Genomic DNA, 21,664 nt, shown 5'->3' on the forward strand with positions numbered 1-21,664 from the left:
ATGAAAAATATTTTTAAAATTTTAGTTAGTTTAATCATGGTTAACTCTTTTGCACAAGAGTTAACCATACCAACTTACACACAATATTTAGGAGATAATCCTTATGTTATTTCTCCTGCTTATGCCGGAATTGGAGATAATATCAAAATTAGGGTAAACGGTTTAACACAATGGGTTGGATTAAAAGATGCTCCAGATAATCAATCATTGGCTGTTGATGGTCGTTTAGGTCAACGTTCTGGAATTGGTGCTTTTATTTACAATGACAAAAACGGAAACACTTTTCAAAAAGGTGGAAAAATATCCTTTGCACATCACTTAATTCTTGATTATTATGAAAACAGATACATATCATTTGGTATGTCTTTTATAATGAATCAGTTTTATATTGATAGAACGCAATTTGATCCTTCTTACGATCCTATTGTAACAAACAATAGAGATTTAAACAATTATAATATTGATGTAGGATTTTTATACAGACAACAAGGTTTTTATTTAGCGGCAAATGTTTCTAATTTATTAAACAAAAACACCGATAAGTTCTTAATAAAGGAACCAAATATATTACGTAATTTTTCTGCTTACACGGGTTATAAAATAAAGTCAAGCAATAATAGTGATGTAGAATATGAACCATCAATCTTTTATCAATATTATCAAAGTGATAAACGTTCGAGTACAGATGTGAATGTAAAGGTTCGTTTTATGGATTATGAAGATTATTATTGGGTAGGAATTTCGTATCGTTTCTTAAATGATCAATTATTTCAACCTTTAAATATTGGTCCAATGGCTGGATTAAAAAAGAATAATTTTTACTTTGCTTATTCGTACCAATATACAACAAATGCACTTTCTGCTTTTAATTCTGGAACACATATGGTAACTTTGGGCTATGATATTTTCCAAGGATTAAGTAATTGTCCTTGTACAAGTAATGAAATAGACTAAAATGGGAACCATTAAATTAAAAAACATCCGAACATTTTCTTTTCACGGATGCCTAGAAGAAGAAGGAAAAATAGGGAGTGACTACGTAGTAGATTTAGAAGTTAAATCAGACCTCAGAAAATCAGCTTTAAGCGACGATTTAGAAGATACTGTGGATTATGTTCATTTAAACAAAATAGTTGTTGAGGAAATGGCTATACGTTCTAAATTGCTCGAACATGTAGCTCATAGAGTTATTGTTAGAACATTTAAAGAAGTTCCTTCTATATCACGTATCAAAATTGCTGTTTCAAAAATAAATCCTCCAATTGGTGGTGATGTGGCTAAAGTAACTATTGAAATGGAAGAATTTAGAAATTAATCTTTCATTTTATATTTTCTTTTTTCATACAAATTACTTGAAGCTACAATGTGTGCTAATGCATCTTTTGCAAACTCTTTATCCAATTCAACTGGTGTGAAAATGGAATCTTTTTCCACTTTAAATTGCAATGGTGCTGCATTTGGATTAATAATAATTACGTCATTATCAACCTTAAAAGCATACGTTTCATTAAACATCATTATTGTTCTACCCTTTGTATTTGCAGGAAGTGTCATAAGATTTCTTCCAGGCATTGGTGATTTAGATGTGATTCCAGATAAAGCTAAAACCGTTGAAGGAATGTCAATTTGACTTGCCATTTTATCATAAGTTGTTCCATTTTTAACATTTGGAGCAATGATTAGTCCAGGTATTTTAAACTTATGAATTGGTACTAAAGCTTTTCCAAAAGTTCTAGTATTATGATCAGCAATTACAACGAAAATTGTATTTTTAAAATAAGCTTCTTTTTTAGCTAATTCAAAGAATTTTCCAATTGAATAATCAGCATACTTCATAGCGTTGTTTACAGTATTTTTCTCTTTATCATATAATTTAATTCTTCCATCAGGAAATTCATAAGGTTTATGATTTGATGTTGAAAACATTAACGAAAAGAAAGGTTTGTCACCTAAAGAAGTAAAATATTCATTTGCTTTTACGGCTAAATCTTCGTCTGAATAACCCCAAACTCCTTTAAATGCGTATTTATTTCCATCGTTATCTAAATCTGTTTCATCAATAATATTATTAAAACCATTTCCATTAAAGAAAGAAGCCATATTATCAAAGTTTGATAAACCACCATAAATGAAGCTTGTATCATACTTATGTTTTCCAAAAGCTTCAGCTAAACTATAAAAACCTTGTTGTGAATTACTTAATTTAACAACACTTTCAGCAGGATTAGGTAAAAAACCAGTTACAACTGATTCAATTCCTCTAATGCTTCTGGTTCCTGAACTATATAATTTTGTAAACAAAAGTCCTTCTTTAGTTAACTTATCAAATTCTGGTGTTAAAGGCAAACCACCTAAAGAGCCAACGAATTCTGCTCCTAAACTTTCTTGTAAAAAGATAACAACATTATATTTTGGTGCAATAGAATCAGGTTTTTGAATGTGTAAAAAAGGTATTTCATCATCAATAAATTCGGTTACATCCATGTATTTTTTTACTCTGTTGTAAGCTTCAAATTCATCCATTTTACCATATTTGTCTGTATTTCCTTCATTTTTTAAAGAATAAGCAGCAAAAGCAACGGTATAAAGTGAATTTAAACCCAATGAGTTTGTCATTTGATCCGTTGAAAATATAGCATTACTAGCGTTTATTGGACGAAGAGTCGTTAAACTAGAACGTGCTCCAAAAAACAAAAAGAAAGCTAAAACAGGAAATAAGATAAGTTTTATTTTATAAGAAGTTGCAACAGTATAAAACAATTTCTTTCCAAATTTAAAAGCAAAAAATAAAGCAACAATTACTAAAATAACAGTTACTATCATTGATGGTAAGTAACTTTTAACTAACGTTCCTAAGACTTCTTTTGGGTATATTAAGTAATCTAAAAATAAACGATTTGGTCTAGTATCATATTCATGAATGAAATTTAAGGTTGATAATTCCATAAAAAAGAACAGAAATAAAAACAGAATAAAATATATATTCAAGAATTTATTAAAATATTTTAGAATTGAATCTGGTAAAAGACTTATTAAAGCAGCTGGTAAAACCGATAAATAACACAACATAATTAAATCAAAACGAAGTCCTATGGTAAAGATTCTCCAGTAATCTTCAATTAAAGTCACTCTATCTTTAAACACAAAAAATAAAATTAACCTGCTTAAAGTTGTTATAATCAATCCAATAAGAAAGAAATTAAAAAGAGGTTTTAGGTAGCTAAGTTTTTTCATTTTTGTTCTAATTCAATAAATTAAGCCACAAAAGTAATAGAAATTATATCATTACTATTTTTTAAAAATTAAAATTTACTAAATTTTCTTGTGTTAGTCCAAAATATATGTAAATTTGCATTTCTAATTTGGCGTTGTGGCCGAGCGGCTAGGCACCGGTCTGCAAAACCGTTTACCCCGGTTCGAATCCGGGCGATGCCTCTAAAACCTTCAAGGAAACTTGGAGGTTTTTTTATTTATAAATTAAATAGAATTTACCCTTTTAATTTTTCAATTTTATCTTGTAGTTTTTCTTTCTCTTTTGGAAAGAAGCCTTGTAGCATAAAAAAGACTCCGAAAATTATAATTACTATACTGATAACACGTTTTATCTTGTAAATATTTTGTGGTGTAAGTTTGTTTTTCAATTGTTTTGCTAAGATAATTTTTGCTACATCAAACAATAAATAGAAAAATAAAATAGCAGCAAAAAACCATGAAATTCGTTCGGTTTGCATTTCCATTTGTGGTCCGTAAGTAATGATGATCATTAACCAAAAACCTAGAACTCCAATATTAATAAAATTCAATAAAAAGCCTTTAAAGAATAAGGCAAAATAATTATTTTTAGGAATGTTATCATTGTCAACTTCCTGATCTTTTTGTTTGATGAATTTCTTTTTTAATAATATATAAGAAATCAAACCATAAGTAACCATAATTAATCCACCAACAATAAACAATGTTGGGTTATCTTTTAATTGTTCTAAAAGTTGATTAGTACTTAAGTAAGCAATAAGTATAAAAATAATATCGCCAAAAACGATTCCTAAATCTAAAGTAAAAGCGGCTCTAAAACCTTTTGTAATAGAAGTTTCTAACAAAACAAAAAAACCTGGACCAATTGAAAACGCCAATAAAAGTCCCCAAGGAATTGCAGTAAGTATATCTTGTAAATGCAAGTTTTAGTGATTAGTGATTAGTAAATAGTGATTAGATACTAACGATAATAATTACGAAGTTACTAAAAATGAAATAAAATCATTTAGTTATTCTAAAAAACTATTTTCTTATACATTCCATAAAAAAGTTTCCACAAACCATTAAACTTCTTCCTTCTTCTGTTTTTTTACCTAATTCTGTAAAATATAGTTTATCATTTTTTAAATAAATGCGCCAAATAGTTTTATTATCAAATGTAAATTCTTCATAATTATAATTTAAAAAATCATCTAATGATAATTCTAACTTTGAATTTTTTAAATATTCATTTAAAGAAGAATCTTTATCATAGAATTTAAAAAAAATTAAAGAATCTTTAATATTAATTAAACCTAATTTATCATTAGAAGTACCCCAATTAGAACCTGAAGAATTTATTTCCCAATTACCTGAAATATCGTTTAATAGTTGTAATTTTATTACTCTGTTTAAAGAATCTAATTTTTTATAAGCTAAACTACCTAAATCATTAGTTTTATTTTCCAAATAAGCATTCTTAAAAGAACTAAAAGCATTTATATTGTCTTTAAAATTTAAACAAAGATTAGCATGATTAATCCAATTAATTTGAATTGAATCATTTTTAATATCTTGACTAAAAGTAGAAATTGTAAAGAATAATATTAAAACTAAATACTTCATTTATAAAAAAACTAATTACTAATCACTTCTCTATTTAGCTTCACGAATGGTTCCACCAGCAACAACCTTTTGATTAATTTGTCTTGGTTTTCCATAAATTGTGATGTTTCCACCAGCTCTTACTTTTGCATCCACTAAATTGGTTGCATAAATATCAGCTTCACCACCAGCATTTACAGTGATTGTAGTTTGTTCTGTTTCTAAAGATTTAGCGTTATAAATTGCACCCGAATTTACTAACAAATCTTGATTTTTAGCTTTACCAGTTACATTTATAATTGCTCCAGAAGTTCCTTTTACGTTAAGTTTATCAACATCAAGTGTTAGTTTAATTTCAGCACCTTCTTTGGCAATGATATCAAAAATTGTGGTTTTAAAAGTTTCAGAAGAAGATATTCTTGAACCTTCATTCGCTTCAACAGCTTCAATATTTTTGTAATATAAAGTCACCGAAATATCTTCTCCACCCATTGTTTGTGAAAAAGGCATTCTTATTTTTAATTCACCATTTTTATTAACGGTTTCCACACTTTCAGCTTCATTACCGTTAATTGTAATTCTATTTTCGGTTGATTTTATTAATAAAACATCTAATTTATCAAAAGAAGTTACTTTAGTAAAATCTCCTAAGGTTCTTTCAACTTGTGAAAAAGCTGCTGTTGATAGTAATAGAAATGTAAATGCTAATTTTTTCATGATATTAAATTTAAAAATATTGTTAGACTAAATATAAATAATCCTGCTTCAAGTATATTTAAGTTCATTCTATCATAAATAAATTTTCTAAAAATAAAATCTAGAAACAAAAGAAGTAAACTAAATAAAAAGAATAAATAAGCAAAACCTCTAGCGTAACCATGATAATCTAGTCTATTTACACTTGAAAAAAATAATATAATTGAAATAATAATTAATAATATTCCAATTATATTAAAAACAGATATTTTACTTTTTATGAAATTATTCATTTTTAAAACAAATCAAAAACTGTTCCTTTTTAGAAATAAACGTGAACTTTGTCAAGCTGGACTCGATTCAGCTTCTAAAATAAATGTGATTCTGAATCAAGTTCAGAATGACAAGGTTTAAATAAATATAGTTAACCACAAACAAAGACTAATCACTAGTAACTAATTACTCTTTCTTTCTTAAATAAGTAAAATCAAGTTGTTTCTTAACTAAATCTGCGTTTTTAACTTTAACGTAAACTTCGTCTCCTAATTGTATGATGTTTTTAGAAACTTCACCAACTAGTGCATATTGTTTATCATCAAATGTGTAATAATCATCTTTAATTTCTCTAATTCTACACATTCCTTCACATTTATTTTCAATGATTTCAACGTAAATTCCCCATTCAGTAGCACCAGAAACAACACCTAAGAATTCTTCATCTTTATGATCTTGCATGTATTTCACTTGCATGTATTTGATAGAATCCCTTTCGGCTTGTGTTGCTAAATATTCCATATTACTAGAATGTTCACATTTTACTTCATAATCTTCTGCTGAAGCACTTTTTCCACCATCTAAATAATATTGAAGTAATCTATGTACCATTACATCAGGATAACGTCTAATTGGTGATGTAAAATGACTGTAGTAATCAAATGCTAAACCATAATGACCAATATTCTCCGTTGAATATTTAGCCTTACTCATCGTTCTAATTGCCAAAGTGTCAATTAAATTTTGTTCTTTTTTACCATTAACATCTTGCATTAATTGATTTAAAGATTTAGAAACATCTTTTTTATTTCGTAAATCTAATTTGTAACCAAATTTAGAAATCAAGGCTTGAAGATTTAATAATTTATCTTCATTTGGTTCATCGTGAATTCTATAAACGAATGTTTTCTTTTGTTTTCCAATGAATTCTGCTACTTTTCTATTCGCTAAAAGCATGAATTCTTCAATTAAATGATTAGCATCTTTTGAAACTTTAAAGAAAACTCCAACAGGTTCAGCTTCTTCATTCAAATTGAATTTTACTTCTACTTTATCAAACGAAATGGCACCAGCTTGCATTCTTTTTTTACGAAGAATTTTGGCTAATTCATCTAATTTTAAAGTTGCTTCAACTATTGGTTCTGGAACTTGATATGATTCTCCAGTTATAGAAATATCAGCTGGAATTATATCTGACTTAGTTTCAATAATACTTTGTGCTTCTTCATAAGCAAATCGTTGATCTGAATAAGTTACAGTTCTTCCAAACCAAGAATCAACTATTTCAGCTTTATTATTCAATTGAAAGACTGCTGAAAATGTATATTTCTCTTCATGAGGACGAAGTGAACAAGCAAAATTAGATAAAACTTCAGGTAACATTGGTACAACTCTATCTACTAAATATACTGAAGTTGCTCTGCTATAAGCTTCATCATCTAAAATAGTTCCTTCTTTTAAATAATGCGAAACATCAGCAATGTGAATTCCAATTTCGTAATTTCCGTTATCTAAAACTTCAAATGATAATGCATCATCAAAATCTTTAGCATCTTTTGGATCAATAGTAAAAGTTAGCGTTTTTCGCATATCTCTTCTTTTATCAATCTCATCTTGCGTTATAGAAGTATCTATTTTTTTTGCGTATGCTTCTACTTCAATTGGAAAATCATAAGGCAAACCATATTCCGCTAAAATTGCGTGAATTTCAGTGTCATGTTCTCCAGGTTTTCCTAAAACTTTAGTTACTCTTCCAAAAGGGGAATCAGCTTTCTTTGGCCAATCTTCCATGGTTACTAAAACGACATCACCTTGTTCTGCTTCACCAATTTTATCTTTTGGAATAAAAATATCAGTGTACATTTTATTGTTAGCTGTTGTAACGAAAGCAAAGTTTTTTTGAATATCAATAACTCCAACAAAATCAACTTTATCTCTTTCTAAAATTTCTAAAACTTCAGCTTCTGGTTTACGAGAACTTCTTCTGTTATAAACATAAACTTTTACTTTATCTTTATCTAAAGCGTGATTTAAGTTTTGGAAAGGAATGTATACATCTTCTTCCAATTCATCACATACAAAATAACCTGATTTTCTGGTTGTCATATCGACTGTACCTTCGTAATATTCAGATTTTGCAATGATTTTGAATTTTCCTTTTTCTGGTTCTTCGATTTTTCCTTTTTGTTTTAAACGATTTAAATCTTTTATAATTTCGTTTCTACTTTTGGTATCATCTAAATTTAATGCAGCAGCAATTTGCTTGTAATTAAATGTTTTGTTAGCATCTTTTGCTATAATTTTTAATATTTGTGCAGTAAAATCTTTTTCGTTACTGCCATACTTTTTAACCTTCTTTGTCATATTCTTTTTCTTAATAAAGTTTAAAAGTACGAATTAGTATTAAGATTATAGAATTAAGTATTAAGATTTATTATAATGATAACATTTTTAATTTTTAGTTATCTTTAAAATTCAAAGTTTAATTTTAAAATTTAGAAGTTTTCAACATATATTAAAAACAACAAAAATATTTTTAATTAATTTTAAATTAATGGTGGTTATGATAGCTTGTTAATAGTTACTATAAAATTTTAAAAAACACATTGGATTTTTAGTTTGTATAATTTATACACATTAATTAACAATGTTATGAAATTGTAAAGTCCTAAATTTGAACTTATTTTTAGTTTTTATTAACAGTTGTTAACAACCAAAAAAAGGTAATTTTCCTTGATAAGTTTTTTTAAAATTTATGTTGATAAGTGTGTTTTTAATGCTTATAAATTTTCAAAAAATAATCGAAACTTTAATAGGATTTTAAAATGCAGTTTTGGATTAGATAAAATATCTATACAATGCTAAAAAACTTCTAAAAAACTATCTTAATTTATTAACAATTGATGTTAAATTAACATTAACTGATTATCAAGTAGTTGTAAAATTCTATTAACAATGCTTTTTTTGATAATTTTAATTAACTGTAAATCAGTAATCTATAAAAAAAAGTAAGAAAAGATGTTTTCTATTTACTTTATAATTCTGCTTTAACTAACTTTGTATCAAACATACACACTAAAAATAATACTAAATGAAAATTTCAATCGGAAACGACCATGCTGGTCCAGATTATAAAAAGGCAATTGTAGCTTATTTAGAAGAAAAAAGACATACAATTATTAACCATGGAACAGATACTTTTGATAGTGTTGATTATCCAGACTTTGGACATGAAGTTGCTTATGATGTACAAATGAAAAAAGCCGATTTTGGAATTGTAATTTGTGGTTCAGGAAATGGAATTGCAATGACTGCAAATAAACATCAAGATGTTCGTGCTGCTTTATGTTGGATTAAAGAAATTGCTGAATTAGCTCGTCAACATAATGATGCTAATGTAATAAGTATTCCGGCAAGATATACTTCAATTCCACAAGCTGTTGCAATGGTTGAAACTTTTTTAACTACAGAATTTGAAGGCGGAAGACATGCTAATAGAGTAAATAAAATTGCTTGTAAATAATAATTTAGATATTCGGATTTTCAGATTAAAGATTTTCAGATGTAATTTTTAAAAATAACGTTTAGTACTATCTTACTTTTTCTGAACATCTAATGTCTGAAAATCTGAAAATCCAAAATAATGAGTCACAACCACATTCATAAACATCAAGTACAAGGAAAAAACTTATTGTATTCCATTTTATTGAATGTGGTTATTACGGTTGCACAAGTTATAGGTGGAATAATTTCAGGAAGTTTAGCGTTACTTTCAGATGCATTACATAATTTTTCGGATGTTATATCCTTAGTTATCAGTTATGTTGCTCATAAATTATCAAGAAGAAAGGCATCTTATGAACAAACTTTTGGGTTAAAACGTGCTGAACTAATTGCAGCTTTCGTAAATGCTTTGTCTTTAATTGTTGTGGCAATTTATTTGGTTTATGAAGCTATTTCTCGCTTTTTTCATCCACATGATATTCAACCAACAATAGTTATTTGGTTAGCAGCACTTGGAATTTTAGTCAATGGTTTTTCTGTTTTATTGCTAAAAAAAGACGCTGATCACAACCTAAATATGAAATCGGCTTATTTACATTTATTAACAGATATGTTAGCATCTGTTGCAGTTTTGATTGGAGGAGTTTTAATGTATTATTTTCAAATTTATTGGATAGATAGTGTTTTAACTTTGATAATAGCAATTTACTTAATCATTGTTGGAGCTGATTTATTATTAAAAGCCACCAAAATGTTAATGCTTTTTACACCAGAAGAAATTGATATAAAAGAAATTGTAAAAACAGTCAATCAAATAAAAGGTGTAAAATTATTGCATCACGTTCATGTTTGGCATTTAAATGAAGAAGAATTACATTTAGAAGCACATTTAGATTGTTCAGAAGATATAAAGTTGAGCGAATTCAACGATATGTTACATCAAATAGAGAAAGTGTTGTTTGAAAAATTTCATATTAATCACGTAAATATCCAACCAGAATTTCAAAAAGAAGATCCAAAAGAAATAATTGTGCAGGATTAATTTTTATATTCAAATAAAAAAGCTACATTTCTTTACAATTAAAATAGAAAATGAGCGGAGAAAAACCACAGTTAAAAAAACAATATTATCCCATAAATTCTAACCTAAGAAGTTATTTAGAAAAGTATAAAAGACTAACCAAAACCAGAGTTTTTTATGATGATTTGTTACGTTTTCAAGGAGGTATATCTGTTTTTGATAAAGAAGACAAAGATACTTTATGGGTTAGAGTTTACTACAACGAATTTGAAAAGTACGAACTAGATAAGAGTCTAAAAAAAGTATATACACTATTACATTCAGATGGAGATGAAAGTAGTATAGAGTATTTAAATGTTGATTATATTGATTTTTGCACCTTTGGAAACTCAAAACCATTTCGAGTAAAAATCAGAAATATTCTAAACGACAATTACACACATTTTTACATAAAACAAGCAGATGCTTCAAGAATTTTTGGTTTAGAAATTGAACATATTATTTCACCAAATAGCATTAACTTTTTAGTTTTTGAAAACACACTTATAGAAGAACACATTGTTGGAATTCCAGGAGATGTTTTTTTAGAAGAAAACTTAAAAGAATGTAATGAACATGAGAAAACTCAAATAGCAAAAGAGTTTGTAAAATTCAATGAGCGTTGTATGATTGGCCTTTTAGGAGATATGCGTTCTTATAATTTTGTGGTTATTCCGATTTATGATTTTGACCAACGAATTTTTAGAATTAGAGCCATCGATTTTGACCAACAAAGTTATGAAGGAAGTTTTAAACTTTACAAACCTCACTTATTTAAAGAAAATTTTAAGTTTTCAGAATTAGTTCAAAATAAATTGAATCCTAAATCAATTACACAATATCAAATAGAAGAACGTTCAATTATTGTAAAAAGGTTAATTGATACAAAAGCAAGATTAAGACGATTAATTGAAGCTATGAAATCGACAAAGCTAGCACCAATTGAACATATTCAGCAACTACAAGAAGAAATTTATGAAGTGACTCTAGATATGGATTTCAAAAAAGCCAATTCAATGGGAGAAATTGTTCAAGCAGCTTTAAATTTTATGATCAGAAATTATAAGGTAGAAGACAATAATTAATTTGAGAAAAACACTATTCATACTTTGTACGTTAGGAATTATTTCTTGTAAAAAAGAAGTAAAAGAACCTATTGAAAAAATTCAAGAACAAAAAAAAACTCAAATAGATTCAATTCTTAAACAAACTGAAACTATTGAAACTAACAAAAACAGTTCTGAAACAACTATAAAAGACACTTCATTTGTTAACATACAAACTTTAAGTTCTTACTTCGTTTTAGATTTAAAATACGCTACAACAGATAATTTTTTAAAACAAAAAGTATATGATTGTCCCGAATGTTTTTTAAGAATTAGTACTGCAAAAGCTTTGGTAAAAGCCAATAAAGAATTTATTAAAAAAGGTTTCCGTATAAAATTATATGATTGTTATCGACCATTAGATGTCCAAAAAAAAATGTGGAAAATTTTACCAGGAACAAATTATGTAGCAAATCCCAAGAAAGGATCAAAGCATAATCGTGGAGCTGCAGTTGATTTAACTTTAGTAGATTCTTTAGGAAATGAATTAGACATGGGAACAAAATTTGATTTTTTTGGTCCAGAAGCACATCATACGTATACAAAACATTCAAAGCAAGTTTTAGCGAATCGAAAATTACTTAAAGAAACCTTAGCAAAATATAATTTTAAAAGCATTTATAACGAATGGTGGCATTATGAATTTCGTCCAGAAAGATACTCTACAGTCTCTAATTTTAAATGGAAATGCGAATAATATTTAACTTTACTGACTATGCAAACAATTGATAAAGCCTTAATTAAAAGTATTTATAAAAAGAGAAACGAAAACTCCCATAAAGGAAATTATGGTCATTCTTTATTAATTGCAGGAAGTAAAAATAAAATGGGAGCAGCTTTGATAGCTTCAAAAGCCTGTTTGCGTTCTGGAACAGGTTTACTAACCGTTTCAATTCCTGAAGAAGAAAGAAATACGCTAAATACTTTTTTACCAGAAGCAATGCTTTCTTTTAGAGATAACCTCATAGATTTTTCATTGTTTGATGTTGTTGGAATCGGACCAGGTTTAGAACAAAATGAAGCGGCTCAAAAATTAGTTTATTCTGTTTTTTTAAAAGCAAAATCTTTAGTTATTGATGCAGATGCTTTAAATATTTTAGCCCAAAATCAAGATTGGTTTAGTCAGTTACCCAAAAACTCAGTTTTAACACCACATCCAAAAGAGTTTGATAGATTATTTGGAAATCATGATTCTGAAGAAGAGCGAAGAACAACAGCTATAGTTAAAGCAAAAGAATTCAATTGTATACTAGTTTTAAAAGGACACAAAACGTTTATAACAAACGGAATAGATTCTTTTGAAAACACAACAGGAAATTCAGGCCTAGCAAAAGGTGGTTCTGGTGATGCTTTAACTGGAATGATAACTGCATTTTTAGCACAAAATTATACATGTTTAGAAGCAAGCGTTTTAGGAGTTTACCTTCATGGATTAGCAGCAGACATTACCTTAGAATCACAAAGTGAAGAAAGTATGTTAATAACAGATGTTATTGAAAACATAGGACTTGCTTTTCAAAAAATTCAAGAATAAAATTCAAGAATAAACTTCATATAAATTCATCACTATTTTTAGTAAACTGAAGTAATTTGCATAAATTGCACCTTAGAAATATAACACCTAAATGAACCAAATTCAATTTATAAAAACAGTTGTAAACACTGTTGATAAAAACATAGAAGCCACTTTAAAATTACTTTCAGAAGATTGTACAATTCCCTTTATTTCGCGTTACCGAAAAGATACAACCGGAAATTTAGATGAGGTTCAAATTGAAAATATTGCCAAACTTTCAAAGCAATATGACGAAATCGTAAAACGAAAAGATTCCATTCTAAAAACAATTGAAGAACAAGGTCAATTAACTTCAGAACTAAAATCAAAAATCCAAAACAGTTTCGATTTACAAGAAATTGAAGATTTGTATTTGCCTTATAAAAAGAAGAAAAAAACCAAAGCTGATGTAGCTCGTGAAAACGGATTAGAACCTTTGGCAAAAATCATAATGGCTCAAAACAATGACGAAATTGACTTTGAAGCTTCAAAATACATTTCAAAAAATGTTGTAAACGAAGATGAAGCCTTACAAGGTGCAAGAGACATTATTGCCGAATGGATAAACGAAAATGTTTTTGTCAGAAAGAATCTTCGTCGATTGTTTCAAAGAAAAGCTACTGTAACTACAAAAGTGGTTAAGAAGAAAGCTGAAGAAGAAGATGCTCAAAAATTCAAACAATATTTTGATTGGTCAGAACCAATTTCAAAAGCACCTTCACATAGATTATTAGCCATGCTTCGTGCTGTAAATGAAGGTTTCATAAAACTAAAAGTTGAGGTTGATAATGATGAAGCTATAGATTTCATTGAAGAAAACACCTTAAAAGGTAGAAATGAATCTACAGAACAAGTCAAAATTGCTATAAAAGACAGTTACAAACGTCTATTAGAACCAGCAATTTCAAACGAAACTCTGCAAGAAGCAAAAACTAAAGCCGATGAAAAAGCCATTGAAGTTTTTGCTGGTAATTTAGGGCAATTATTATTAGCACCACCTTTAGGTGAAAAACGAATTTTAGCGATTGATCCAGGTTTTAGAAGTGGTTGTAAAATTGTTTGTTTGGATGAAAAAGGAGATTTGTTATATAACGAAACCATTTATCCACACGCACCACAAAACGAAAGCGGAATGGCAATGAAGAAAATCCGTTCCATGGTAAACGCTTACAATGTTGAAGCCATTTCTATTGGAAACGGAACAGCAAGTCGTGAAACCGAATTTTTTATCAAAAAAATTGCTTTTGACAAACCCGTTCAAGTATTTGTAGTTTCAGAAGCTGGAGCATCAGTTTATTCAGCATCAAAAATTGCTCGTGAAGAATTTCCAAATTTTGATGTAACCGTTCGTGGTTCAGTTTCTATTGGAAGAAGATTGTCAGATCCTTTAGCTGAATTAGTAAAAATCGACGCAAAATCCATTGGAGTTGGTCAATACCAACACGATGTCGACCAAACCAAATTAAAAGAAGAATTAGACAATACTGTTGTTCGATGTGTGAATTCTGTTGGAATAAACATCAACACAGCTAGTAAATCTCTATTAAGTTACGTCTCTGGAATTGGAGAAAAAATGGCAGAAAACATTGTAGCTTATCGTTCAGAAAACGGTCCTTTTGAAGACCGAAAACAAATCAAAAAAGTACCAAGATTAGGAGAAAAAGCTTATCAACAAGCCGCAGCATTTATCAGAATAAAAGACGGAAAAAACCCTTTAGACAATTCAGCGGTTCATCCAGAAGCTTATAAAATTGTGGAAAAAATGGCAAAAGATTTGAAAATTTCGGTTGAAGATTTAATCGGAAATAAAGAAAAAATAAGCCAAATAAAATTAGAGAACTACATCACTGCTGAAATAGGAATTTTAGGATTAAAAGACATCGTAAAAGAACTAGAAAAACCAGGATTAGATCCAAGAAAATCAGCCAAAGTATTCGAATTTGATCCAAACGTAAAAACCATAAAAGACTTAAGAACTGGAATGATTTTACCAGGAATTGTTAATAACATAACAGCTTTCGGTTGTTTCGTAGATGTTGGAATCAAAGAAAGTGGTTTGGTTCACATTTCGCAACTAAAAGAAGGCTTTGTTTCTGATGTAAATGAAGTAGTAAAACTACACCAACACGTTCAAATAAAAGTCGTTGAGGTTGATGAAGCTAGGAAAAGGATTCAATTGACGATGATTTTGTAAAACACAAAAAATCCCAAACTCCAACTTATAAAAATTGGAATTTGGGATTTTATTTTTTTAAATTTTAAAAAAGCTTACTCTTTTGTAGTAGTTTCGTCTTTTTTAGAATCTTTATTTTCTTCTTCTTTCATAGCGTTCTTAAATTCTTTAACGCCACCACCAAGACCTTTCATTAATTCAGGAATTTTTTTACCACCAAAAAGTAATAATATGATAACCACAACTAAGATTATTTGTGGAGCACCAATTACACCTAAAAATATAGATAATGTATTCATTTTTTTAAGATTTAATACTGCAAAGATAAAAAGAAAATAACAAATGCTACTTTTTTAACGAATAATTATCCATAAGCTAATCTCTTAACAAAGCATAATTCTTATATTTGTAAAACAAACGGTTAAAAAATGTCCAAAAAAAGAATCAAAAGACAACTATTAAAAAATAAATTATTCAACAAACGAAGACTTGTAATTCTTAACGAAGACACGTTTGAAGAAACATTTTCATTAAAATTAAACTTAATGAATGTCTTTGTTGGAGCAACACTTTCAGCTATATTTTTAATTTCAATAACTACATACATAATTGCGTTTACACCACTTCGCGAATATATTCCAGGATATGCATCTACCAAATTAAAACAAGACGCAATTGTTCTAGCCATCAAATCAGATTCTCTTCAAAACAATGTAGAATTAAATAACAAATACATTGCTTCTATAAAAAAAGTACTAATTGGAGAATTAGAATATGCCAAATTAAATAAAGATTCTCTTCAAAATAACAACATCGTTAAACCAGAAGATTTTGATGTAAAAACCACCAAAGAGGAACAAGAATTAAGAGATCAAGTAGCAATTGAAGACAAATACAATGTGTTTGATAACGCAAAAGCAAAAGTCAATTTTGTATTATTTCCACCAACAAACGGAAAAATCATTAAAAAATACAATCCAGTTGCTAAAAACTATGGAATCGAAATTGCCGTAGCAAAAGACACACCCATTAAAGCGGTTGCATCAGGAACAATTTTGTTTGCTGATTGGACACCAAATTATGGCTATGTTGTGATTATTAAACACAAAGACGAACTGATATCAGTATATAAAAATATAGCATTTTTAACAAAATCCGTACGAGATAATGTTCGTTCTGGAGAAGTTATTGGTCAAGCCGGAAGCACCGAATTTCAAAACAACAGCAACAATTTCTATTTTGAACTTTGGAAAGAAGGTTTTCCTATAAATCCAACGCAATTTATTAATTTTCAGTAATGTTTTTAGGAGCTATTTCCAGCCATCCATTACAAGTTTTTTGCAAAAAACATGTTTTTGTAAGTTATAAAAAGAGCTTCCTTTGGTCGCTTTTTTACAACCACAAAAACTACATTTTTTCACAAAAAAGCTATTCATTCATGTCTGGGCTAATTCACAAACTATGAGTATAAAAAGTTTCGCAGCAAAAATATTTGCCAAAAGCATACATTCAAAAACTCAAAAATGGGCTTCAAATCCAGTTGAAACCCAGCAAAAAGTTTTTTTAGACTTAATTCAACAAGCTTCCGAAACCGAATTCGGAAAAGACCATAATTTTTCACAAATAAAATCACATCAAGACTTTGTAAAGAAAGTTCCAGTAAGAGATTATGAAGGTTTAAAAACCTATGTTGATAAAGTTGTAAAAGGTGAAACAGACATTCTTTGGAAAGGAAAACCTTTATATTTTGCCAAAACATCAGGAACAACTTCTGGGGCCAAATATATTCCATTGACAAAAGAATCAATGCCCTTTCATATTCAAGCGGCTCGAAATGCTATTTTAAGCTACATTCACGAAACAGGTAAAGCCGATTTTGTTGACGGAAAAATGATTTTCTTACAAGGAAGTCCAACTTTAGAAGACAAAAACGGAGTCATGTTAGGTCGTTTATCCGGAATTGTAGCTCATTTTGTACCCGCTTATCTACAAAAAAACAGAATGCCAAGTTGGGAAACCAATTGCATAGAAGATTGGGAAACTAAAGTCAACGCAATTGTAGAAGAAACCATAAACGAAGACATGGCAGTCATTTCCGGAATTCCATCTTGGGTACAAATGTATTTTGAAAAACTAAAAGAAAAAGCGAATAAACCGGTTGGAGAAATATTTAAAAACTTCAATTTATTCATTTATGGAGGCGTAAATTACGAACCATATAGAGCCAAATTCGAAAATTTAATCGGTCGAAAAGTCGATTCAATTGAATTATTTCCCGCTTCAGAAGGCTTTTTTGCTTATCAAGATTCCCAAACAGAAAAAGGAATGCTTTTGTTATTAAATTCAGGTATTTTCTATGAATTTATAAAAGCCAACGAATTTCATAACGAAAACGCAAAAAGACATACAATAGGAGAAGTCGAATTAGGTATAAACTACGTTCTAATCATTTCCACAAATGCTGGACTTTGGGCTTACAATATTGGTGACACAGTTCAATTTACAAATTTAAAACCTTATAGAATAATAGTTTCTGGAAGAATAAAACATTTTATTTCAGCTTTTGGAGAACACGTAATTGCAAAAGAAGTTGAAAGTGCTTTGCAAGAAGCCACAGAAAACACAGAAGTTCGTGTAAACGAATTCACGGTTGCGCCACAAATAAATCCAAATTCAGGTTTACCTTATCACGAATGGTTTATAGAATTTCAAAACGAACCCAATAATTTAGAAGAATTTGCGTTAAAAATCGATAACGCTATGCGAAAACAAAACGTTTATTATGACGATTTAATTGTAGGCAAAGTTTTGAGAACATTAGTCGTTTCTAAAGTACCAAAAAATGGTTTTCAAGACTATATGAAATCGATTGGAAAATTGGGAGGACAAAACAAACTACCAAGATTAAGTGATAATAGAACAATTGCAGATAAGTTAGGAAGAGAATAGAAAAAAGATGAAAGAAAAAAGATTATTATTTTTACTATTACTAACAACACTTCCCCTCTCAGCACAAATAAAAGGAGTTGTTTTGGATAGTATTTCGGGCAAACCTATTGCTTATGCAGCCGTTATATACGAAAATTCAAGAATTGGAGTAAATACAGATGAAAAAGGAAATTTTATTTTACCTCAAAAAGATTCATTAAACATAATTCATGTTTCTAATTTGGGTTATTTTGATAAAAAAATATCCAAAAATTCAAATTTAATTATAAAACTTGCTCCAAAAACTTATGAATTAAATGAGGTTGTTGTTATTGGAAAGCTTAACACTCAAGAATTAGTTTTAGGTGAATTAAAAAAAGATGGAACATCATATGGAAATGGAGGAACATCTCATATGTGGGGACGTTTTTTTAAATTTGAAAAGGAAAACAAAACATTTCAGTTTATTAAAGAAATTAAATTTATAACAAGATCAAGAGTTAAAAATTCAAAAATAAAACTTCGAATATTCACAATTGACTCATTAAAAGAAATTGAAACAAATATTTTAGAAGATGAAATAATAATAACTTGTAAAAAAGGAAAGCAACTACAAACAATTGACTTAACAAGTTATAAATTAGTTTTTCCAAAAGAAGGCTTAATGATTGCTTTTGAAAGTTTAGTTATAGAAGAAAATAAGTTTGAATATAAATATACAATGGAAGGAAAAAAAGGCAGGTTTGAAGGAGTTACTTATGAACCTCACATTGTTGGATATTTCGATTCAGAACCTAATGTATATTTAATTAAAAATAACAAAGCATCATTATTTAATTTTCAACCAAAAGGTTATAAAACGTATCATAATATAAGTTTACAATTAACCTTAACTAATTAAAAAATTCGACAATATTTTCAATTTAAATCACAAATGAAAAAAATCATTCTTTTATTACTAACCACATTTTCCCTTTCAGCACAAGTAAAAGGTGTTGTTTTAGATAGTATTTCTGGAAAACCAGTTGCTTATGTTGGAGTATTTACTTCAAAACCAGAATTTAATTTTTCTACAGATAAAAAAGGAAAATTTAAAGCAGAAAACTTAACCAAACAAGATACGTTATGGTTTTTTACAACAGGTTATGAAGAAAAGAAAATTACGGTTGAAAATTTAGATAAAAAAATTCTTTTAAAACCAAACGCTAATACTCAGGAAACGGAAAATATTGATTTATATAATCAAAAAAAACAATGGATAGATTTTCAAACCAATAATAATTCACATTCAGCTTCATCATATGCAGCAACATCTTTAAAAGCGTATTTTATAGAGGGAATTAGCAATCAAAAAAATAAATTATTTTTAGATAATTTAAGTCTATCAACATTAAATTTTTCTGAAAAATCTAACATTTTTAAAATAAGGTTTTTCAAAACGGATTCACTTAAAAACATAGGAGAGGAATATAATATTGATCCTTTAATAATAAATGTAAAATCTTCAGATAGTGATGGAGTGAATAATATCATTAAAAACTTTATACAAACACATGATATAAATATTTTAGATAGAAAAATTGAAATTCCAGAGAATGGCTTTTTTATTGCAATTGAAGTTATAAACATCAAAAAAAACAGATATACAATGGATCATAATGGTACAAAAGTCATAAGTATTTCTCCTTCTATTAAAACAACAAAGTTAGAAACCAAAGTTTATCAGTACAATAAAGGTAAATGGAAAGCAACAGATAAAATGAATAATTATCCTGACTTTAAAATATCAATAGCAACTACACAAAACTAAAAATAGTATATTTGCAGGTTAGAAAAACAGATTATGAAAGAAATTAAAAACATATCACGTTCAAGAGCACAGGAATCATCTGCTGCCATTGAGCGTTTATACATAAGTATGCGTCACCTTTTTAACAGAGGTTTTTATAAGCCAATGGGAGTTTCTGGAGAAACTTTGCGTGAAGCATTATTATCATTACGTCCAGAAATTTATGGAAGTATTGCAGAAGAAAAAGTAGAATTAAGCGGATTATTATACGTTATTGAAAGACTTCCAGTAGGAATAGAGCAATGTCGTTTTATTAACTTAACTTCAGATGAAGGGTATTCAAATTCGCATTTTAAAGCCATTGTTCCTCCAAAAAGAAGAAGAAATTGTTACAGAATTGATGACGAACAAATGAACGTGGAAATTACACGTGGTCGTTCTGATATTTATGATATTTTAACGCATTTGACATTTATTTTCATCGAATCACACAAAATTAAAGACCGAGTTTTAATTGATGAAATTGGAGAAGTTACTCGCGACTGGCAAAAATTAGAGCAATTAGTACATCAAAATAAAAAGCTAACTGTAGTTGAAAGAGAAACAGCTATTTCACATATTTCAAGTGTTTTAGGAAGAACTTTTGCAGAAGTACAAGCTATTTATCCAGATTTTTCAACTCCAGAAGCACCAGAACGTTTTTTACACATTGTATATTGGTTGGGAAAACTTGCAATTGAAGAGGTTACTGTAAACAACAAAAGAACGATTACTTTTAGTCCAATTTTAAGAGAACGATTAGGACATCATATTTATGGAGAAATTTGGGCAAACAGTATTAAAGAAGTTTTGAAAAAAAACAATTTAATAGAACGACCAATCCATGTTATTAGTGCTAATATGCACAGTGTGATGAATTCTATCTTTGCAGAACCGGTTCTTGGAAAAAAATATAAAGATGCTACTGAATTTCAAATTTTTGAAGATTTAAGTGGCTCTAATAACAAAGATTTACGCAAAAAAGTTGAAGATTACGCTCTTAAAAACGGAATGATTTCTCTACCAGATACATCAGGAACAAATATTGATGTTCAAATTTTTGATACAGCACAAATTGATTTTAAAAAATCAGCTTTTCCAACAGCAACTTTTGAAAAAGAGAAGCCCGTTTTAATCGTAATGGATTATGCTTTTGGAGAACAAGCTTTTGAAACTATTGATGAGTTATTAAAGCCATATAAAATTGATAAAACGAAAATATTTTTAAATGTTGAATCGGTTTCGATAATGGGAAAAGCAGGAATTCTTGAAGGAGGAAAAGGAGATATTATGATTCCTTGTGCTCACATCAATGAAGGAACAGCTGATAATTATCCTTTTGAAAATGAATTAACCAAAGAAATGTTCGAAGGAAAAGGAATTCCGGTTTTTGCTGGACCAATGGTTTCGGTTTTAGGAACTTCGTTGCAAAACAGAGATTTATTAAAATTCTTTCACGAATCAACTTGGCAAGCTATTGGTTTAGAAATGGAAGGAGCTTATTATCAAAAAGCTATTCAATCTGCTTCAAAAATCAGAAAAAGCATCAATCCTAATGTAAAAGTAAGATATGCTTATTACGCTTCTGATAATCCTTTAGAAACAGGAAGTACATTAGCATCTGGTGGTTTAGGAACAACAGGAGTTAAACCAACGTATTTAATTACTATAAAGATTTTAGAACAAATATTTAACACAAAATAAT

The 21,664-nt window shown here is 28.6% G+C and carries 19 protein-coding genes and 1 tRNA gene; 14 read left to right on the plus strand and 6 right to left on the minus strand.

All coding sequences use genetic code 11. The features are described 5' to 3' along the window. Together AAC008_RS12425 and folB are read left to right on the plus strand one after the other, a co-directional pair. Positions 1 to 954, plus strand: coding sequence for a type IX secretion system membrane protein PorP/SprF (locus AAC008_RS12425; RefSeq protein WP_339889607.1), 954 nt, complete (start codon positions 1 to 3; stop codon positions 952 to 954). A gap of 1 nt (position 955) precedes the next feature. Further along, positions 956 to 1,315, plus strand: coding sequence for a dihydroneopterin aldolase (gene folB, locus AAC008_RS12430; protein WP_339889608.1), 360 nt, complete (start codon positions 956 to 958; stop codon positions 1,313 to 1,315). Here folB and AAC008_RS12435 read toward each other — a convergent pair. Continuing rightward, positions 1,312 to 3,234, minus strand: a complete 1,923-nt coding sequence (locus AAC008_RS12435) for an LTA synthase family protein (RefSeq protein ID WP_339889609.1) — start codon at positions 3,232 to 3,234, stop codon at positions 1,312 to 1,314. The two genes, folB and AAC008_RS12435, sit on opposite strands and share 4 nt — an antisense overlap. A 130-nt stretch (positions 3,235 to 3,364) precedes the next feature. Between AAC008_RS12435 and AAC008_RS12440 the strand changes: the two genes are divergently transcribed. Beyond that, positions 3,365 to 3,435: transfer RNA gene (locus tag AAC008_RS12440), tRNA-Cys, on the plus strand. A gap of 53 nt (positions 3,436 to 3,488) precedes the next feature. Here AAC008_RS12440 and AAC008_RS12445 read toward each other — a convergent pair. The 4 genes from AAC008_RS12445 to rnr form a co-directional block, all read right to left on the minus strand. After that, positions 3,489 to 4,175 (minus strand): LysE family transporter, encoded by a 687-nt coding sequence (locus AAC008_RS12445; RefSeq protein ID WP_339889610.1) that lies wholly within the window; start codon positions 4,173 to 4,175, stop codon positions 3,489 to 3,491. 100 nt (positions 4,176 to 4,275) lie between these two features. Beyond that, complete coding sequence (locus AAC008_RS12450) at positions 4,276 to 4,857, minus strand: hypothetical protein (RefSeq protein ID WP_339889611.1); 582 nt, start codon at positions 4,855 to 4,857, stop codon at positions 4,276 to 4,278. Positions 4,858 to 4,887: 30 nt separating this feature from the next. Continuing rightward, the gene (locus AAC008_RS12455) at positions 4,888 to 5,553 is read right to left on the minus strand and encodes a head GIN domain-containing protein (RefSeq protein WP_339889612.1); all 666 of its coding nucleotides are present in this window, start codon (positions 5,551 to 5,553) and stop codon (positions 4,888 to 4,890) included. Positions 5,554 to 5,991: 438 nt separating this feature from the next. Next, complete coding sequence (gene rnr, locus AAC008_RS12460; protein ID WP_339889613.1) at positions 5,992 to 8,169, minus strand: ribonuclease R; 2,178 nt, start codon at positions 8,167 to 8,169, stop codon at positions 5,992 to 5,994. 727 nt (positions 8,170 to 8,896) lie between these two features. On the opposite strand from rnr, the gene rpiB reads away from it, so the two are divergent. The 6 genes from rpiB to AAC008_RS12490 all read left to right on the plus strand — a co-directional run bounded on the left by rpiB (position 8,897) and on the right by AAC008_RS12490 (position 15,224). After that, entirely contained in the window at positions 8,897 to 9,328 is a 432-nt protein-coding gene (rpiB, locus tag AAC008_RS12465; RefSeq protein WP_339889614.1) for a ribose 5-phosphate isomerase B, read from the plus strand. Positions 9,329 to 9,448: 120 nt separating this feature from the next. Beyond that, the gene (locus AAC008_RS12470; RefSeq protein WP_339889615.1) at positions 9,449 to 10,351 is read left to right on the plus strand and encodes a cation diffusion facilitator family transporter; all 903 of its coding nucleotides are present in this window, start codon (positions 9,449 to 9,451) and stop codon (positions 10,349 to 10,351) included. Positions 10,352 to 10,401: 50 nt separating this feature from the next. Continuing rightward, positions 10,402 to 11,454 carry a hypothetical protein gene (locus tag AAC008_RS12475; RefSeq protein ID WP_339889616.1) on the plus strand — a complete coding sequence of 351 codons (1,053 nt, stop codon included), beginning with the start codon at positions 10,402 to 10,404 and terminating at the stop codon, positions 11,452 to 11,454. A 133-nt stretch (positions 11,455 to 11,587) separates the two neighbouring features. After that, positions 11,588 to 12,172, plus strand: coding sequence for a M15 family metallopeptidase (locus AAC008_RS12480; protein ID WP_339889665.1), 585 nt, complete (start codon positions 11,588 to 11,590; stop codon positions 12,170 to 12,172). An 18-nt stretch (positions 12,173 to 12,190) separates the two neighbouring features. Beyond that, on the plus strand, positions 12,191 to 13,009 hold the full coding sequence (locus tag AAC008_RS12485; RefSeq protein WP_339889617.1) for an NAD(P)H-hydrate dehydratase: 819 nt from the start codon (positions 12,191 to 12,193) through the stop codon (positions 13,007 to 13,009). Between the two features lie 91 nt (positions 13,010 to 13,100). After that, the gene (locus tag AAC008_RS12490; RefSeq protein ID WP_339889618.1) at positions 13,101 to 15,224 is read left to right on the plus strand and encodes a Tex family protein; all 2,124 of its coding nucleotides are present in this window, start codon (positions 13,101 to 13,103) and stop codon (positions 15,222 to 15,224) included. Between the two features lie 74 nt (positions 15,225 to 15,298). On the opposite strand, the gene AAC008_RS12495 is transcribed toward AAC008_RS12490, so the two are convergent. Next, complete coding sequence (locus tag AAC008_RS12495) at positions 15,299 to 15,502, minus strand: twin-arginine translocase TatA/TatE family subunit (protein ID WP_339889619.1); 204 nt, start codon at positions 15,500 to 15,502, stop codon at positions 15,299 to 15,301. 129 nt (positions 15,503 to 15,631) lie between these two features. On the opposite strand from AAC008_RS12495, the gene AAC008_RS12500 reads away from it, so the two are divergent. From AAC008_RS12500 to AAC008_RS12520, 5 genes are all read left to right on the plus strand, one after another. Continuing rightward, on the plus strand, positions 15,632 to 16,501 hold the full coding sequence (locus AAC008_RS12500; protein WP_339889620.1) for a M23 family metallopeptidase: 870 nt from the start codon (positions 15,632 to 15,634) through the stop codon (positions 16,499 to 16,501). A 163-nt stretch (positions 16,502 to 16,664) separates the two neighbouring features. Then, a complete protein-coding gene (locus AAC008_RS12505; protein ID WP_339889621.1) occupies positions 16,665 to 18,152 on the plus strand; it encodes a GH3 auxin-responsive promoter family protein in 1,488 nt (495 codons plus the stop codon). Positions 18,153 to 18,159: 7 nt separating this feature from the next. After that, the gene (locus tag AAC008_RS12510) at positions 18,160 to 19,032 is read left to right on the plus strand and encodes a carboxypeptidase-like regulatory domain-containing protein (RefSeq protein ID WP_339889622.1); all 873 of its coding nucleotides are present in this window, start codon (positions 18,160 to 18,162) and stop codon (positions 19,030 to 19,032) included. Between the two features lie 33 nt (positions 19,033 to 19,065). Then, a complete protein-coding gene (locus tag AAC008_RS12515) occupies positions 19,066 to 19,941 on the plus strand; it encodes a carboxypeptidase-like regulatory domain-containing protein (RefSeq protein WP_339889623.1) in 876 nt (291 codons plus the stop codon). Between the two features lie 33 nt (positions 19,942 to 19,974). Beyond that, the gene (locus AAC008_RS12520; protein WP_339889624.1) at positions 19,975 to 21,663 is read left to right on the plus strand and encodes a hypothetical protein; all 1,689 of its coding nucleotides are present in this window, start codon (positions 19,975 to 19,977) and stop codon (positions 21,661 to 21,663) included. Position 21,664: the final 1 nt, after the last annotated feature.

Origin of the sequence: uncultured Flavobacterium sp. (assembly GCF_963975515.1) — a bacterium.
GTDB lineage: Bacteria > Bacteroidota > Bacteroidia > Flavobacteriales > Flavobacteriaceae > Flavobacterium.